The 15,618-nt window shown below is 66.3% G+C and carries 14 protein-coding genes and 2 tRNA genes; 11 read left to right on the top strand and 5 right to left on the bottom strand.

The features are described 5' to 3' along the window. Positions 1-289: 289 nt before the first annotated feature. The 4 genes from DB708_RS04040 to DB708_RS04025 all read left to right on the top strand — a co-directional run bounded on the left by DB708_RS04040 (position 290) and on the right by DB708_RS04025 (position 4,172). Positions 290-2,158, top strand: a complete 1,869-nt coding sequence (locus DB708_RS04040) for an acetolactate synthase large subunit (protein ID WP_108920678.1) — start codon at positions 290-292, stop codon at positions 2,156-2,158. After that, positions 2,158-2,664 carry an acetolactate synthase small subunit gene (ilvN, locus tag DB708_RS04035; protein ID WP_108920677.1) on the top strand — a complete coding sequence of 169 codons (507 nt, stop codon included), beginning with the start codon at positions 2,158-2,160 and terminating at the stop codon, positions 2,662-2,664. The genes DB708_RS04040 and ilvN overlap by 1 nt, the downstream gene beginning before the upstream one ends. A gap of 61 nt (positions 2,665-2,725) precedes the next feature. After that, positions 2,726-3,727: a ketol-acid reductoisomerase gene (gene ilvC / locus DB708_RS04030; RefSeq protein WP_108920676.1), complete on the top strand. Its 1,002-nt coding sequence runs from the start codon at positions 2,726-2,728 to the stop codon at positions 3,725-3,727. Between the two features lie 91 nt (positions 3,728-3,818). Beyond that, positions 3,819-4,172, top strand: coding sequence for a nuclear transport factor 2 family protein (locus DB708_RS04025; protein ID WP_108920675.1), 354 nt, complete (start codon positions 3,819-3,821; stop codon positions 4,170-4,172). Here the strand turns inward: DB708_RS04025 and wrbA are convergent, their stop codons facing one another. Both wrbA and DB708_RS04015 read right to left on the bottom strand, forming a co-directional pair. Next, positions 4,173-4,772 carry an NAD(P)H:quinone oxidoreductase gene (wrbA, locus tag DB708_RS04020; protein WP_108920674.1) on the bottom strand — a complete coding sequence of 200 codons (600 nt, stop codon included), beginning with the start codon at positions 4,770-4,772 and terminating at the stop codon, positions 4,173-4,175. A gap of 4 nt (positions 4,773-4,776) precedes the next feature. Beyond that, entirely contained in the window at positions 4,777-6,219 is a 1,443-nt protein-coding gene (locus DB708_RS04015) for a phytoene desaturase family protein (RefSeq protein ID WP_108920673.1), read from the bottom strand. 29 nt (positions 6,220-6,248) lie between these two features. On the opposite strand from DB708_RS04015, the gene serA reads away from it, so the two are divergent. Then, complete coding sequence (gene serA, locus DB708_RS04010) at positions 6,249-7,835, top strand: phosphoglycerate dehydrogenase (protein WP_108920672.1); 1,587 nt, start codon at positions 6,249-6,251, stop codon at positions 7,833-7,835. After that, positions 7,832-8,842, top strand: coding sequence for a 3-isopropylmalate dehydrogenase (locus DB708_RS04005; RefSeq protein ID WP_108920671.1), 1,011 nt, complete (start codon positions 7,832-7,834; stop codon positions 8,840-8,842). The genes serA and DB708_RS04005 overlap by 4 nt, the downstream gene beginning before the upstream one ends. Here DB708_RS04005 and DB708_RS04000 read toward each other — a convergent pair. Next, complete coding sequence (locus tag DB708_RS04000) at positions 8,742-10,046, bottom strand: MFS transporter (RefSeq protein WP_108920670.1); 1,305 nt, start codon at positions 10,044-10,046, stop codon at positions 8,742-8,744. The two genes, DB708_RS04005 and DB708_RS04000, sit on opposite strands and share 101 nt — an antisense overlap. 104 nt (positions 10,047-10,150) lie before the next feature. On the opposite strand from DB708_RS04000, the gene DB708_RS03995 reads away from it, so the two are divergent. The 4 genes from DB708_RS03995 (at position 10,151) to DB708_RS03980 (ending at position 12,747) form a co-directional block, all read left to right on the top strand. After that, positions 10,151-10,951, top strand: a complete 801-nt coding sequence (locus DB708_RS03995) for a fumarylacetoacetate hydrolase family protein (protein WP_108920669.1) — start codon at positions 10,151-10,153, stop codon at positions 10,949-10,951. After that, positions 10,948-12,414, top strand: coding sequence for a glutamate--tRNA ligase (gltX, locus tag DB708_RS03990; protein ID WP_108920668.1), 1,467 nt, complete (start codon positions 10,948-10,950; stop codon positions 12,412-12,414). Before DB708_RS03995 ends, gltX begins: the two co-directional genes overlap by 4 nt. 115 nt (positions 12,415-12,529) lie before the next feature. Then, a tRNA-Gln gene (locus DB708_RS03985) sits at positions 12,530-12,601 on the top strand. A gap of 73 nt (positions 12,602-12,674) precedes the next feature. Further along, a tRNA-Glu gene (locus DB708_RS03980) sits at positions 12,675-12,747 on the top strand. Positions 12,748-12,754: 7 nt separating this feature from the next. Here the strand turns inward: DB708_RS03980 and DB708_RS03975 are convergent. Next, positions 12,755-13,267: a pyridoxamine 5'-phosphate oxidase family protein gene (locus DB708_RS03975; RefSeq protein WP_108920667.1), complete on the bottom strand. Its 513-nt coding sequence runs from the start codon at positions 13,265-13,267 to the stop codon at positions 12,755-12,757. Positions 13,268-13,377: 110 nt separating this feature from the next. Next, entirely contained in the window at positions 13,378-14,079 is a 702-nt protein-coding gene (locus DB708_RS03970) for an IclR family transcriptional regulator (RefSeq protein WP_108920666.1), read from the bottom strand. An 87-nt stretch (positions 14,080-14,166) separates the two neighbouring features. On the opposite strand from DB708_RS03970, the gene leuC reads away from it, so the two are divergent. Continuing rightward, positions 14,167-15,606, top strand: coding sequence for a 3-isopropylmalate dehydratase large subunit (gene leuC / locus DB708_RS03965; RefSeq protein ID WP_108920974.1), 1,440 nt, complete (start codon positions 14,167-14,169; stop codon positions 15,604-15,606). The last annotated feature ends 12 nt before the right edge of the window (positions 15,607-15,618 follow it).

The raw sequence follows: 15,618 nt of genomic DNA, 5'->3' as shown, positions 1-15,618 counted from the left end.
CATCACGATTACGCGCCGAGGCCGGTGCGGAGGATATTGGTCAACGCCGCAGCGGATTTGACGGTTGAGCAGTGCGAAGGCTACCGTCGAACGTTATGAATACCACCGGAAAGCCCGGGATGCTCGTAGTAATTAGTCGGCGCGTTGGCGGCTGACTAGCTCCTTGCAGCATGTGAAGCTATCCGGCACCGACGCGCAACCCTCGATCAGCGGCAGCTGACGGGGGTTTTTTCTTGCGTATCAACGAAACTTCCACAGCCAGATCAGGACTAAGAGGACAATCACCAGAGTGAGCGCACCCACCAGGTCACAGACACCCGAGTCGCAGAATGGCGACGACTGGGCGCCGGACGCCGCCGAAGCCGCCGCAAAAGTTCCGGCCAAGCAATCCAGACACGTTGCACCGCATCAACTTACCGGCGCTCAGTCGGTAATCCGATCGTTGGAGGAACTCGACGTCGAGGTCATCTTCGGGATCCCGGGCGGCGCGGTGCTGCCGGTCTACGACCCGCTGTTCGACTCGAAAAAGCTGCGGCACGTGCTGGTTCGCCACGAACAGGGCGCAGGCCACGCGGCCAGCGGCTACGCGCACGTCACCGGCAAGGTCGGCGTCATGATGGCTACCTCGGGTCCCGGAGCCACCAATCTGGTGACCCCACTGGCAGATGCGCAGATGGACTCGATACCCGTGGTCGCCGTCACCGGCCAGGTGGGGCGGTCGCTGATCGGGACCGATGCCTTCCAAGAGGCCGACATCTCGGGCATCACCATGCCGATCACCAAGCACAACTTCCTCGTTCGCAACGGCGACGACATTCCCCGGGTGCTGGCCGAGGCTTTCCACATCGCCTCGTCGGGGCGTCCCGGCGCGGTGCTGGTCGACATCCCCAAGGATGTGCTGCAGGGCCAGTGCACGTTCAGCTGGCCGCCGGGGATGGACCTGCCCGGCTACAAGCCGAACCTCAAGCCGCACAACCGGCAGATCCGCGAGGCCGCCAAGCTGATTGCGCGTGCGCGCAAACCAGTGCTCTACGTCGGTGGCGGCGTCATCCGTGGCGAGGCGACCGAGCAGCTGCGGGATTTGGCTGAGCTGACCGGGATCCCGGTGGTCACCACGCTGATGGCACGGGGCGCGTTCCCGGACAGCCACCGGCAGAACCTGGGCATGCCGGGCATGCACGGCACCGTTGCCGCGGTGGCGGCGCTGCAGCGCAGTGATCTGCTGATCGCGCTGGGCACCCGTTTCGACGACCGGGTGACCGGACAGCTCGATTCCTTTGCGCCCGAAGCCAAGGTCATCCACGCCGATATCGACCCGGCCGAGATCGGCAAGAACCGGGTGGCCGATGTGCCGATCGTCGGCGACGTCAAAGCCGTCATCACCGACCTCATCGCGATGCTGCGCCAGTACGAAACACCGGGCAAGATCGACACGACGGCCTGGTGGACATATCTGGACGAGGTTCAGTCGACCTATCCGCTGAGCTACGGCCCGCAGAGCGACGGCAGCCTGAGCCCGGAGTATGTGATCGAGCAGCTCGGCAAGATCGCTGGGCCCGATGCCGTCTACGTCGCCGGCGTGGGTCAGCACCAGATGTGGGCTGCACAGTTCATCTCGTACGAGAATCCACGCACCTGGCTTAACTCCGGCGGGCTGGGCACCATGGGGTTCGCCATCCCGGCGGCCATGGGCGCCAAGGTCGCTCGCCCCGATGCGGAGGTCTGGGCGATCGATGGCGATGGCTGCTTCCAGATGACCAACCAGGAGTTGGCCACCTGCGCGATCGAGGGTGTGCCGATCAAGGTGGCGCTGATCAACAACGGCAACTTGGGCATGGTGCGGCAATGGCAGAGCCTGTTCTACGAGGAGCGTTACTCGCAGACCGATCTGGCCACGCATTCCCACCGTATCCCGGACTTCGTGAAGCTGGCCGAGGCGCTGGGCTGTGTCGGAATACGTTGCGAGCGTGAAGAAGACGTCATCGACGTGATCAATCAGGCGCGCGCGATCAACGACCGCCCGGTCGTGATCGACTTCATCGTCGGCGCCGATGCGCAGGTGTGGCCGATGGTGGCCGCCGGGACAAGCAATGACGAGATTCAGCATGCCCGCGGAATTCGTCCGTTGTTCGACGACGAAACCGAAGGACATGCCTGATGTACGCGAAGACGCACACGCTTTCGGTGTTGGTCGAGGACAAGCCGGGTGTGCTTGCGCGCATCGCGGCGCTGTTCTCGCGGCGCGGCTTCAACATCGAGTCGCTAGCGGTGGGTGCCACCGAGCAGAAGGACATGTCGCGGATGACAATCGTCGTTTCCGCCGAGGAAACTCCGCTCGAACAGGTCACCAAGCAGCTCAACAAGTTGATCAATGTCATTAAGATTGTCGAGCAGGACGAGGACAACTCGGTGGCTCGCGAGTTGGCATTGGTCAAGGTGCGGGCCGATGCCGGTACCCGCGCTCAGGTAATCGAAGCGGCAAACCTGTTCCGCGCCAAGGTCGTCGACGTTTCCCTGGATTCGCTGACCGTCGAGGCGACGGGTACTCGTGGCAAGCTTGAGGCGCTGCTGCGAGTGCTGGAACCGTTCGGTATCCGCGAAATCGTCCAATCGGGAGTCGTATCGCTGTCCCGCGGGCCGCGTGGTATCGGCACCGCCAAGTAGCGTCACGAACTCGCAAAATTACAACGAGAAAGAGAGATTCACCGTGCCTGAGGCATTAGAGATGTTCTACGACGACGACGCAGACCTGTCGATCATTCAGGGCCGCAAGGTCGGCGTCATCGGCTACGGCAGTCAAGGGCACGCGCACTCGCTGAGCCTGCGCGACTCCGGCGTCGAGGTTCGGGTCGGCTTGAAGGAGGGTTCGAAGTCGCGAGCCAAGGTCTCCGAGCAGGGCCTGACTGTCGACACGCCTGCCGAGGTGGCCAAGTGGGCCGATGTGATCATGTTGCTGGCGCCCGACACCGCCCAGGCCGAAATTTTCAAGAACGACATCGAGCCGAACCTCAACGAGGGTGACGCGCTGTTCTTCGGCCACGGCCTCAACATCCACTTCGACTTGATCAAGCCGCCCGGCAACGTCACGATCGCGATGGTCGCCCCGAAGGGGCCCGGGCACCTGGTGCGCCGGCAGTTCGTCGACGGCAAGGGCGTTCCCGCGCTGATCGCCGTCGACCAGGACCCGACTGGCAAGGGCGAGGCGCTCGCGCTGTCTTACGCCAAGGCCATCGGCGGTACCCGGGCCGGCGTCATCAAGACCACCTTCAAGGACGAGACCGAAACCGACTTGTTCGGTGAGCAGGCCGTGTTGTGTGGTGGCACAGAGGAATTGGTGAAGGTCGGCTTCGACGTGATGGTCGAGGCGGGCTACCCGCCGGAGATGGCCTACTTCGAGGTGCTGCACGAGCTCAAGCTGATCGTCGACCTGATGTATGAGGGTGGCATCGCCCGGATGAACTACTCGGTGTCCGACACCGCGGAGTTCGGCGGATACCTGTCGGGCCCGCGGGTCATCGATGCCGGCACCAAGGACCGGATGCGGGAGATCCTGCGCGACATCCAAAACGGCGACTTCACCAAGAAGCTGGTCGCCAACGTCGAGGGTGGCAACAAGCAGCTCGAGGCGCTGCGCAAGGAGAACGCCGAGCACCCGATCGAGATCACCGGCAAGAAGCTGCGCGACCTGATGAGCTGGGTGGACCGCCCGATCACCGAGACGGCCTAGCCGCTCTCGTCGAACGTGCACTCAGGGCGACTTTTCGGCGATTTTCCCGCCATGAGTGCACGTTCGGTGGCGGAGGAAGGCAGGTGGCCGGGTGAACCTTGATGCGGTCGCCTTCGGCAAACAGTGGGTCGACGCGTGGAACGCGCACGACGTGGAGGCAGTCCTCGAGCACTTTCACGACGAGGTGGTGTTCACATCGCCAGTGGCCGCCAAGGTCGTGCCGGAAACCGCTGGAGTCGTTCGCGGTAAGTCGGAGCTGCGACGCTACTGGGCCCTGGCGTTACACCATGTCCCCAACCTGCACTTCGAAGTCGAGGACCTTTATCTCGGCGTCGACACCATCGTCATTGCCTACCGCAACCAAGATGGCGGCCGGGTCAGTGAAGTGCTCCGGTTCAGCGGCGGCCTGGTAATCGAAGGCCACGGAACGTATTTGGTGAGATAGCTACGAAGTCAGCCGGTCGGCGACCGTGACGACCCGGCGGGCCAGGTGTTCCAGCGCATTGCCGGTGACGTCGCCGATGTCCTCGACGTTGTCGTGCGTGGTGACCAGGCTGGCGCCGTAGGGGTTGCCGTCGACGAACTTGGACGGATCGGTGTACCCGGGCGGCACCAGGATGCCGCCGAAGTGCATCAGCGTGAAGTAGAGCGCGACGAGCGTGGTCTCCTGGCCGCCGTGCACGGTGTTCGAGGACGTGAAGCCCGCGTACACCTTGTCGGCCAGCTTGCCGTCGGCCCACAATCCGCCGAGCGAGTCGAGGAAGTCGCGCAATTGCGCCGCCGGTGAGCCGAACCGGGTGGGCGAGCCGAAGATCACGGCGTCGGCCCACACGATGTCGTCCCCGGTGGCCGCGGGCAGATCCTTGGTGGCGTTGTAGTTCGCCGTCCACGCCGGGTTCTGCGCGAAGGATTCCGGGTCGCGCGTCTCCGCGACGTGGCGAACCCGGACCTCGGCGCCGGCGGCTTCGGCCGCCGCGGCGACGCGGTTGGCCATCGTGGTGCCGTGGCCGGTGGCCGAGTAATAGATGATCGCGAGTTTGGTCACGCAGCTAGCTTGGGCCCAGCGCGGGGAGTTTGTCGATGCCGAATTCCCGGAGCAACAGGGTGCGCGCGGCGAAGTAGCCGGCCATGCCGTGCACGCCGCCGCCGGGCGGGGTGGCCGCCGAACACAGATACGCCTTGGGAATCGGTGTGCGCCAAGGGTTTAGCCGCGGCGTGGGCCCGGCGATCGCGCGCCACGCGGAGTTTCCGCCCATCCCGATGTCGCCGCCGACGTAGTTGGCGTTGTGGTCGCTCAGGTGGGCTGCGGGTATCGCGCGGGCCGCGAGCACGACGTCGCGGAAGCCCGGGGCGAACCGCTCGATCGTCGCGGTGACGGCCTCGGTCGCATCGAGGGTCGATCCCGACGGCACGTGGGCATACGTCCAGAACGGACGGCGGCCCGCGGCATCGATGCGCCCAGGATCGGCGACGTGCGAGGCGGCGGCCAGCACCATCGGCCACTGCGCGTGACGTCCGGCCGCGATCTCCTTCTCGGCGAGCGCCATCTGTTCCCGGCTGCCGCCGAGGTGCAGGGTGGGAGCGTGGCTCAGGCGCGGATCCGACCAGGGAATCTCGTCGCTGAGCACGAAGTCCACTTTGGCGACGCCCGGGCCGAAGCGGTAGCGGCGCAACGCCTTTGCGTAGCGATCCGGCAATGCGTCGCCGTAGATGCGCAGCAGCGCGGTCGGTGCCGTGTCGAACACGACGACTGAGGCCGGCGGCCCAGGAGGGGAAGTGATTTCGACGCCGGCGGTCACCTCGCCGCCGTGCGCGCGCAGGTCGGCGATCAGTGCCTCGGTGATCGCCTGGCTGCCGCCGACCGGAATCGGCCAGCCGACCGAATGGGCCAGGGTCGCCAGCATCAAGCCGGCGCCGGCGGCCGTCAACGACGGCATGCGTGAAAGCACATGGGCGGCAACGCCGGTGAACAGGGCGCGGCCGTCCTCGCCCGCGAGCGTTCCCCACGCCGGCGTGCCCTGCGCCAGCATCCGCAGTCCCAGGCGCAGCGCCGACGGCAACGAACCGGGCACCGACCGTTTGTCGCCGAGCAGCAATTCCACGACGGCCTGCCAGTCCGTCACCAGTGGGCCCAGCAGCCGCCGCCAGGATGCGCCGTCGGACAGCTCGGCGCAGGTGCGCTCGAGGTCGCGGTAGGCGATCGCGGCGGGCCGGCCCGGCAGCGGGTTGCCGTAGGCGATGTCCGGGACCGCCAGCCGCACGCCGCGGGCGGGCAGATCAAACTCCGCGAAGAACGGCGACGCCAGCGCCAGCGGGTGCACCGCCGAGCAGATGTCGTGTTGGACTCCGGGAAATTCTGGGTCGGCCGCGGTGCGGGCACCGCCGCCCAACGTGGGTTGCGCCTCGACGACCTGCACTTTGAGGCCCGCGCGGGCGCAGATCACGGCTGTGGAGAGTCCGTTGGGTCCGCTGCCGACGACGGTGACGTCCATCGGTCAATTACAGCCGATAGGCTGGCCGCGTGAACTTGCCTGTTGTGTTAATCGCCGACAAACTCGCCGAATCAACTGTCGCCGCCCTGGGCGACCAGGTCGAGGTGCGCTGGGTAGACGGTCCGGACCGGGAGAAGCTGCTGGCCGCGGTGCCCGAGGCCGACGCGCTGCTGGTGCGTTCGGCCACCACGGTCGACGCCGAGGTGCTGGCCGCCGCCCCCAAGCTCAAGATCGTCGCCCGCGCCGGAGTCGGCCTGGACAACGTCGACGTCGATGCCGCCACCGAACGCGGCGTGCTGGTCGTCAACGCGCCCACGTCGAACATCCACAGCGCCGCCGAGCACGCGCTGGCGCTGCTGCTGTCCGCGGCGCGCCAGGTCCCCGCGGCCGACGCCACCCTGCGCGACCACACCTGGAAGCGGTCAAAGTTCAACGGCACCGAAATCTTCGGCAAGACGGTCGGCATCGTCGGGCTGGGCCGCATCGGCCAGCTGGTCGCCGCGCGCATCGAGGCCTTCGGCACGCACGTCGTCGCCTACGACCCGTACGTGTCGCCGGCTCGCGCCGCCCAGCTCGGCATCGAACTGCTGGCGCTGGACGACCTGCTGGCTCGCGCCGACTTCATCTCGGTGCACCTGCCCAAGACGCCCGAGACGGCCGGTTTGATCGACAAGGAAGCGCTGGCCAAGACCAAGCCCGGCGTCATCATCGTCAACGCCGCCCGCGGCGGCCTGGTGGACGAGGCGGCGCTGGCCGAGGCGATCGGCAGTGGCCACGTGCGCGCGGCCGGCCTGGACGTCTTCTCCGCCGAACCCTGCACGGACAGCCCGCTTTTCGAGCTGCCGGAAGTGGTGGTGACGCCGCACTTGGGGGCGTCCACCTCCGAGGCGCAGGATCGGGCCGGCACCGACGTCGCCGAGAGCGTGCGACTCGCGCTGGCCGGGGAATTCGTGCCCGACGCGGTCAACGTCGGCGGCGGCGTGGTCAACGAAGAGGTGGCGCCCTGGCTGGACCTGGCGCGCAAGCTCGGGCTGCTGGCGGCGGCGCTCACCGATGGCGCTCCCACCTCGCTGTCGGTGCAGGCGCGCGGCGAGCTGGCCTCCGAAGATGTTGAGGTGCTGAAGCTTTCGGCGCTGCGCGGTTTGTTCTCGGCGGTCGTCGAGGATCCGGTTACGTTCGTCAACGCGCCGGCGCTGGCCGCCGAGCGCGGTGTGACGGCCGAAATCAGCACGGCCTCGGAAAGCCCCAACCACCGCAGCGTCCTCGACGTGCGGGTGGCCGGTCACGACGGGTCGCGGGTCAACGTCGCGGGCACCTTGTCGGGTCCGCAGTTGGTCGAGAAGATCGTGCAAATCAACGGCCGAAACTTCGATCTGCGGGCCCAGGGCGCCAACCTGGTGATCAACTACGCCGACCAGCCCGGGGCGCTGGGCAAGATCGGCACCCTGTTGGGTGCGGCCGGGGTGAACATCCAAGCCGCGCAGCTCTCCGAGGACGCCGAAGGCTCCAGCGCGACGATTCTGCTGCGGCTCGACCGCGACGTGCCCGCCGACGTGCGGACCGAGATCGCGACGGCGGTCGGCGCCAACAAGCTGGAAGTGGTTGACCTGTCATGAGATTGGCGATCATCGGCGGCGACGGGATCGGGCCGGAGGTAGTCGCTGAGGCCGTCAAGGTTCTCGACGCGGTCAAGCCGGGTGTGCAGAAGACCGAATACGACCTGGGCGCACGGCGTTTCCACGCCACCGGCGAGTTGCTACCGGAGTCGGCGCTGGCCGAGCTGCGCGAGCACGACGCGATCCTGCTCGGGGCGATCGGCGACCCATCGGTGCCCAGCGGCGTGCTGGAGCGAGGGCTGTTGCTGCGCCTGCGTTTTGAGCTCGACCACCACGTGAATCTGCGACCGGCCAAGCTGTACAAGGGCGTCAGCAGCCCGCTGGCTGGAGATCCCGCCATCGATTTCGTGGTGGTCCGCGAGGGGACCGAAGGCCCCTACACCGGCAACGGTGGCGCGATCCGGACGGGAACCGTCCACGAGGTGGCCACCGAGGTCAGCGTCAACACCGCGTTCGGGGTACGTCGCGTCGTGGTCGACGCATTCGAGCGGGCCCGGCAGCGGCGCAAGCATCTGACGTTGGTGCACAAGAACAACGTGCTGGCCTTCGCCGGGAAGCTGTGGACGCGAGTCTTCGCCGAGGTCGGTGCGGAGTATCCCGACGTCGAGGTGGCCTATCAGCACGTCGACGCCGCCACCATCTTCCTGGTCACCGACCCCGGACGGTTCGACGTGATCGTCACCGACAACCTGTTCGGCGACATCATCACCGACATCGCCGCCGCGGTATCGGGCGGAATTGGCTTGGCCGCGAGTGGAAATATCGATGCCACCCGGACCAATCCGTCGATGTTCGAGCCGGTACATGGCAGCGCCCCCGACATCGCCGGCAAGGGCATCGCCGATCCGACCGCGGCCATCCTGTCGGTGGGGCTGCTGCTTGCCCACCTCGGCGACACCGCGGCCGCTAGCCGGGTGGACCGGGCCGTCGAGACGTATCTGGCCTCTCGCGGGGACGAACGGCTTTCCACCACCGAAGTCGGCGAACGGATTGCAGCCGGGCTGTAGCTTCCAGACCCGGTGGCAGCAGCTTGGCCGGCACGAACGGGATCGCCGCCAGCGGGAACAGCCCGCACAATGCCCACGCCGGCGGATATTTCGCGGCGGTGATCAACGCACCGAACAACGGCGGTCCGGCGGCCGCCATCACTCGCTGAGCGGTGTTCTGGATGCCCAGTGCGCGTCCGCTCCAAAACGGTCCGGCGACCTCGGTGATGGCCGTGGCCTGAAGTCCGTTGTCGAGCACCGCGATCACCGAGATAGCAGCCATCAGAGGCGCCTGATACTGCGAGTCCAGATGGTCGGCCCACGCGAGTAAGAAGAGGGTCGCAGCGGCGCAGGCCGCGATGATGCGAACAGGCCGCATGCGCGAGCCGATTCGGTCGGACCAGCGGCCGACTGCGACGCGCCCGAGCGCGCCGAGCAATTGGGAGAGGGTGACCAGACTGCCCGCTGCCGCCACCGACCAGTGCAGATTCTTGATCAGCCACACCAGCATGAATGTCACGGTTACAGTCTGCGGCATCATCATCAGGCCCGATGTCGTGTGAATTCGCCACAGCGCCAGCGAGCTTCGGTAAGGACTGGCCAGTTCTTGATCGCTCGCCTTCTCCCGGGATTTCCGCGGCGGGTCAACGATCCCCACCGCGCTTGCCGCCGCCCCCAACGTGCAGACCACCGCCGGGAACAGCAGCCCCGCGGTCGGCCCGTGCTCCGCAATCTCGGGAATTACCAAGGCGCCCAACGCGATTCCCAGGGGTTGCGCGGTCTGGCGGATACCCATGGCCAGGCCGCGCTGGTGCGGTGGAAACCAGGCCGAAACCAGCCGGCCGCCGGCGGCGTTGCAACCCGCGGCGGCCATGCCACCCAGAAACAGATAGACGCCGACCGACAACATGGAATGCACCGAGGCCGCCCCGTATGCCGCCGCCGCGGTGAGCGCCGAGCCCAGCGTCAGCACGACCCGCTCGCCGACGCGATCGAGCAGATAGCCCCAGAGGACCAGGGTTACGACCATGCCCCAGCTGGGCATCGACGACAGCAGGGCGGCTTCGTCGAGCGGGATCCCGCGTGCGGCTTGCAATGAGGGGATCAGGAACGCGATGCCGTTGATGAAAAGGAACGAACCGGCCGTGGCCACCAGGGAAACGGCCAAGACCGACCAGCGTGCGCCGGTGCTCAGTTGGCCCGTAACCTCCGGGTCCGTGGGCATTCGCTCATGCTTGCACACGCCTGCGCGAATTGTCGGTAGCTCGCTGGACAGGCAGCCAGCGCCCGGCTGCCGCCGGGCTCGCGACCTTCACTAGGCTCGACGAAATGCGCCTAGGTCGAATCGCCAGTCCGGATGGTGTCTCGTTCGTCAGCATCGAGGGTCCGCTGGAGGATCCCAGCGCGATGACTGCCCGTGAGATCGCCGAGCACCCGTTCGGCACGCCGACCTTCACCGGTCGCTCGTGGCCGGTCGCCGACGTCCGGCTGTTGGCCCCGATGCTGGCCGGCAAGGTGGTCTGCATCGGCAAGAACTACAGCGACCACATCGCCGAGATGGCAAGCTTCGGAACAGGGCCGGTCGCAGCGGATCCCATCATCTTCCTCAAACCCAACACCGCCATCATCGGCCCGAACGTGCCGATTCGGTTGCCCGCCAACGCATCACCCGTGCATTTCGAGGGTGAGCTGGCGGCGGTGATCGGCCGCCCCTGCAAGGACGTCTCCGCCGCCCAGGCCGCCGATAACATCCTGGGCTACACCATCGCCAACGACGTGTCGGCGCGCGATCAACAAAAGGCCGACGGCCAGTGGACTCGCGCCAAGGGGCACGACACCTTCTGCCCGGTCGGACCGTGGGTCGTCACCGATACCGACCCGGCCGACATCGCGTTGCGCACCGAGGTCAACGGTCAAGTCAAACAAGACAGCCGCACCTCGCTGATGATCCACGACGTAGCCGCCATCGTGGAATGGATCTCGGCGGTGATGACCCTGCTGCCGGGCGATCTGATTCTGACCGGGACCCCGGCGGGCGTCGGCCCCATCGAGGACGGCGATGTCGTCTCCATCTCGATCGAGGGCATCGGCACTCTCTCCAATCCCGTGGTCCGCAAAGGGAAGTCGTGACCGCCCCCGGGGATGTTCGGGTCCGGTTCTGCCCTTCGCCGACCGGCACCCCGCACGTCGGGATGGTCCGCACCGCGCTGTTCAACTGGGCCTACGCCCGGCACACCGGGGGCACCTTCGTCTTTCGCATCGAGGACACCGACGCCGAGCGCGACAGCGAGGAAAGCTATCTGGCCCTACTCGACGCGTTGCGCTGGCTCGGGCTGGATTGGGACGAGGGGCCCGAAGTCGGGGGACCCTATGGCCCGTACCGGCAATCGGAGCGCGGCGACATCTACCGCGAGGTGGTCGACAAGCTACTCGCCGCGGGTGAGGCCTACCATGCGTTTTCGACGCCGGAGGAGGTCGAGGCCCGCCACGTCGCCGCCGGCCGCAATCCCAAATTGGGCTACGACAACTTCGACCGCGAGCTGACCGAGGAGCAGCGCGCGGTGTTCCTGGCGCAGGGCCGTAAGCCGGTGGTGCGGTTGCGGATGCCCGACGAAGACCTCGCGTGGGACGACCTGGTGCGCGGGAGGACTACCTTCGCGGCGGGCTCGGTGCCCGATTTCGCGCTGACCCGCGCCAGCGGAGATCCCTTGTATACCTTGGTCAACCCGTGCGACGACGCGCTGATGAAGATCACCCACGTGCTGCGCGGCGAGGACCTGCTGCCCTCGACGCCACGTCAGCTGGCGTTGTACCAGGCGTTGATCCGGATCGAGGTGGCCGAGCGTATTCCGGAATTCGCTCACCTGCCAACGGTATTGGGGGAGGGCACCAAAAAGCTGTCCAAGCGAGACCCGCAGTCCAATTTGTTCGCCCACCGCGACCGGGGCTTCATCCCCGAGGGGCTGCTGAATTACCTTGCGTTGCTGGGCTGGGCGATCGCCGACGATCACGATCTATTCAGTCTCGACGAAATGGTGGCCGCGTTCGACGTGGTCGACGTCAACTCCAACCCGGCCCGATTCGATCAGAAGAAGGCCGACGCTCTCAACGCCGAACACATCCGGATGCTCGACGTGCACGATTTCACCGATCGGCTGCGCGACTACTTCAACGTGCACGGTTATCGCTTGGGGGTTCAGGACGCGGCTTTCGCCATCGCCGCCGAGCTGGTGCAGACCCGCATCGTGGTGCTCGGCGATGCCTGGGAGCTGCTGAAGTTCCTCAACGACGACGAGTACGTGATCGATCCCAAGGCCGCCGCCAAGGAACTCGGTCCCGACGGGGCGGGGGTGCTGGACGCCGCCCTGACGGCGCTGGACGGCGTGACGGACTGGACCGTGGCCCAGATCGAGGAGGCGCTCAAAGCCGCACTGATCGACGGTCTGGCGCTTAAACCACGCAAAGCCTTTGGCCCGATCCGGGTGGCCGCAACCGGGACGACAATCAGCCCGCCGCTGTTCGAGTCTCTCGAGCTGCTCGGCCGCGACCGCAGCGTGGGGCGGTTGCGGGCTGCGCGCGACGGGGCGGTCTAAATCTTTGGTAATCTGCACAGCGGTTTGCAAAGGCCGACGACGGCTGGCAGCGGCGGTCTTCGAGGTTGGTAACAGCCAGCGAAACCCGCTCTGAGCAGCGGTTTTAGGCAGCCAATGGGGTATGGTGTAACTGGCAACACAGCTGATTCTGGTTCAGCCATTCTAGGTTCGAGTCCTGGTACCCCAGCAAAATCCGTCAAGCTGCAAGCGATTAGGCGGCCCCCGTCGGGTGAGCTATGCTGGCAGCTCGGATCGGTTCTGGCCCCGTCGTCTAGCGGCCTAGGACGCCGCCCTCTCACGGCGGTAGCGTGGGTTCGAATCCCATCGGGGCTACAAATATTTACTGGCCGGTCCCCTGCACGGCCGGTGCGGTGGATCCACCCACCGGCATCGGCGGCATCCCAAGTTTGCGGTGATCCCACGAGCGCGAGCGCCGGGCGACGATGCGCACGCACACCCTCTTATTCATCATCTGCTCGACGAAGGGCAACATGTCGTCGGTGTAGGGACCGGTGTAGCGCTCCCACACGCTGACCCCGACGCGGTGCGAGACCTCGGGGTCGTCGACGATCTCGGCAACGCCCTCAAAGGACACCCCACGCAGCGTGTCGTAGGTGTCGCCGTCCTCGATCAAAAAAGTCACTCGCGGATCGCGGGTCAGATTGACGGCTTTCTGAGACTTGGCTTTGGTCTCTATCCAGATTTCGCCATCGACGACGGCGTACCACATGGCGGTCAGGTGCGGCTGGCCGTCGCGCCCAATGGTGGCCATTGTTCCGGTGCGGCTCTTGACGACGAAATCGGCGATCTCATCGTCGGACATGACGATGCTCGCGCGCTGATTGGTTCCCATCGCGTCAGTTTGTCAGGCGGTCTGCGGCGAGTGTGCACTGGTGGCGTTGAGTTTGCGCCGACGGCGAGAGATCCGGGATCTCGCCGCCCCGGACGCACACTCGACTCGAATTACAGACGCCGAGCCATTGCGTCGGCCGCCGACAAGAGGTCGGCGGCCCAGCGCGATCCCGGACGCCGACCGATCCGGTCAATGGGTCCCGACACAGAGATGGCGGCAACGACCACACCACGGCCGTCGCGCACCGGCGCGGACACACTCGCCACCCCCGGCTCGCGCTCGGCAACGCTTTGCGCCCAACCGCGCCGGCGTACTTCGGCCAGCGTCCGGTCGGTGAACTTCGCGGTCGGGAGCACGGCGTTTTGCGTGGCGGCATCGCTGTGGGCGAGCAGAACTTTGGCCCCCGAGCCCGCCGTCATCGGCAACCGTGCGCCGATCGGGACCGTATCGCGAAGGCCCGCAGACGGTTCCAGGGCGGCCACACACACCCGCGACGTGCCCTCGCGGCGGTACAGCTGCACGCTTTCGCCGGTGGTCTCGCGCAACTGGGGGAGCACGGCTGCTCCGGCCGCCAGCAATGGGTCGTTGACGTGCGCGGCGAGTTCGGTCATCGCGGGCCCCAGCTGCCAACGTCCTTCGTCGTCGCGCGCGAGCAGGCGATGTACTTCAAGCGCGGCCGCCAGCCGGTACGTGGTGGCCCGCGGCAAGCCGGTCCGTTCGCACAGTTCGGCCAACCCGCAGGAGGATTCCGCGATCGTGTGCAGCACATCCACGGCTTTATCCAGGACGCCGATGCCGCTATGCTGTCTCATAGAGAGATACTAGCGTCTCGCATTCTGAGATCACAGCCCAGATTGATCAGCGAGCCGCGAATGAGGCGAATCGAGGCGAGTTTCACGATGGCATCCGAAACACCTGGTGCAAAGCCGCGCACCCTGGCCGAAAAGGTCTGGGACGACCACGTTGTGGTGTCCGGCTCGTCGGGCGAGGGGGCCGGCGCGCCCGACTTGATTTACATCGACCTGCATTTGGTGCACGAGGTCACCAGCCCGCAGGCGTTCGACGGTTTGCGGCTGGCCGGCCGCCCGGTGCGCCGGACCGATCTGACGCTGGCCACCGAGGACCACAACGTGCCCACCGTCGACATCGACAAGCCGATCGCTGACCCGGTATCGCGCACTCAGGTCGAGACATTGCGGCATAACTGCGCCGAATTCGGTGTCCGGCTACATCCGATGGGCGATATCGAACAGGGCATCGTGCATGTCGTCGGACCGCAATTGGGGCTGACCCAACCGGGAATGACAATCGTTTGTGGGGACAGTCACACCTCCACCCACGGGGCATTCGGTGCGCTGGCAATAGGAATCGGAACCTCGGAGGTCGAGCATGTGTTGGCCACCCAGACATTGCCGTTGCGGCCCTTCAAGACAATGGCGGTCAATGTCGACGGCCAATTGGCGCCCGGAGTCTCGGCCAAGGACATAATCCTCGCGCTGATCGCAAAGATCGGCACGGGTGGCGGACAGGGCCACGTCATCGAATATCGGGGCAGCGCGATCGAATCGCTGTCGATGGAAGGCCGGATGACGGTCTGCAACATGAGTATCGAGGCCGGTGCCCGGGCCGGAATGGTGGCCCCAGACGAGACCACCTATGAATTCCTGCGTGGCCGTTCGCACGCGCCGACCGGCGCGCAGTGGGATGCCGCGCTGCAGTATTGGCAACAGCTACGCACTGACGACGGCGCAGTTTTCGACACCGATGTCTATCTCGATGCCCAGGCGTTGACCCCGTTCGTCACCTGGGGGACCAATCCCGGCCAGGGAGTGGCATTGGGTGCGACGGTGCCCGATCCCGATCTGATGACCGACGACGGCGAACGGCAGGCCGCGGAGAAAGCCTTGGCCTATATGGACCTTCGGCCGGGTATGCCGATGCGCGAGATCGCCGTCGACGCGGTGTTCGTCGGGTCTTGTACCAACGGTCGTATCGAGGATCTGCGGGTGGTGGCCGACATCTTGCGCCGTCGCAAGGTAGCTCAAGGTGTGCGAATGCTGGTCGTTCCGGGCTCGATGCGGGTGCGTGCGCAGGCCGAAGCCGAAGGCCTCGGTGAGGTATTCACCGCCGCCGGTGCCGAATGGCGGCAGGCCGGCTGCTCGATGTGCCTGGGCATGAACCCCGATCAGCTTGCGCCAGGTGAGCGCTGTGCCGCGACGTCCAACCGCAACTTCGAAGGGCGGCAGGGCAAAGGCGGCCGTACACATTTGGTATCACCGGCCGTCGCCGCGGCAACCGCGGTCCGCGGCACATTGTCCGCTCCGGCCGACTTGAACTGAAAACGAAATCGA

The organism is Mycobacterium montefiorense, from assembly GCF_003112775.1.
Classification (GTDB): Bacteria; Actinomycetota; Actinomycetes; order Mycobacteriales; family Mycobacteriaceae; genus Mycobacterium; species Mycobacterium montefiorense.
This window is presented reverse-complemented; position numbering and strand designations above follow the sequence as displayed.

Coding starts and splice junctions, on each gene's coding strand:
- DB708_RS03975 (WP_108920667.1), bottom strand. CDS start 13,267: ATGGGAACCAATCAGCGCGCGAGCATCGTCATGTCCGACGATGAGATC.
- DB708_RS04005 (WP_108920671.1), top strand. CDS start 7,832: ATGAGATTGGCGATCATCGGCGGCGACGGGATCGGGCCGGAGGTAGTC.
- DB708_RS03970 (WP_108920666.1), bottom strand. CDS start 14,079: ATGAGACAGCATAGCGGCATCGGCGTCCTGGATAAAGCCGTGGATGTG.
- DB708_RS04015 (WP_108920673.1), bottom strand. CDS start 6,219: ATGGACGTCACCGTCGTCGGCAGCGGACCCAACGGACTCTCCACAGCC.
- leuC (WP_108920974.1), top strand. CDS start 14,167: ATGGCATCCGAAACACCTGGTGCAAAGCCGCGCACCCTGGCCGAAAAG.
- DB708_RS03995 (WP_108920669.1), top strand. CDS start 10,151: ATGCGCCTAGGTCGAATCGCCAGTCCGGATGGTGTCTCGTTCGTCAGC.
- DB708_RS04000 (WP_108920670.1), bottom strand. CDS start 10,046: ATGCCCACGGACCCGGAGGTTACGGGCCAACTGAGCACCGGCGCACGC.
- ilvC (WP_108920676.1), top strand. CDS start 2,726: ATGTTCTACGACGACGACGCAGACCTGTCGATCATTCAGGGCCGCAAG.
- ilvN (WP_108920677.1), top strand. CDS start 2,158: ATGTACGCGAAGACGCACACGCTTTCGGTGTTGGTCGAGGACAAGCCG.